This is a genomic window from Rhizobium sp. 18055, assembly GCF_902706285.1.
In the GTDB taxonomy this organism is placed as follows: Bacteria; Pseudomonadota; Alphaproteobacteria; order Rhizobiales; family Rhizobiaceae; genus Rhizobium.
The window spans coordinates 1-610 of the sequence record NZ_CACSKD010000103.1; the positions used below are offsets into that span (position 1 = coordinate 1).

Annotated in this window: 1 protein-coding gene; it reads right to left on the reverse strand. The window is 76.9% G+C overall.

The genetic code is table 11. The features are described from left to right. Positions 1–14 precede the first annotated feature (14 nt). Positions 15–610, reverse strand: a 596-nt coding sequence (locus tag GVL52_RS31645; RefSeq protein ID WP_210254121.1) for a ribonuclease P protein component, incomplete at its 5' end; no start/stop codon positions are given.

The window sequence follows — 610 nt, forward strand, 5'->3', positions numbered from 1 at the left end:
GAGCAGCGCGCGCATCACGGGCGGGCCGCTTCCGCGAGGGGCAGCGCTGCAGCGGACGCGTCGGCCCCTGCAGCGGCCTTCGCCGCCGGGGGCTTGTGGCCGCCGGGCCGGCGCACGGCCTGCGCGAAGAGCTGCAGCAGCTCGGCACGCACGGCCTGCCGGAGCGCGTCGGAGGTGGCGCTCGGGAACTGCTTGCGATCGAACCCGGCGCGCAGGCGCACCACGTGGGCGGCCGTGCCGAGCTCCGCGGCGAAGCCGGGGGCCACCGCGTAGATCTGCCGCTTGATGGTGTTGCGCGTCACCGCGCGGCGCGCCCAGCGCTTGGGCACCATCGCGCCCAGCCAGGGCTCGCCGGCACCGTCGCCGGAGCCGGGAACGCCGAAAAGGGCCTGCGGGCCCTGCCGTGGAGGCAGGGCGCCGGGCCCCGGAGATCGGGTGTCGGGCGTGATGGCGGTGGCAGCAGGGCTGGCGGACGCACCCGCGCCGAGGCGCAGGCGGTGCAGCGCGAAGTGCGCCGTCCGGGAAACGGTTCCCCCGGCCATGGCGGCCTGGAACTGCGGGCGGGTCTTGAGCCGATGCATGGAACCACCACTCCCGGAGGACCGGGCCG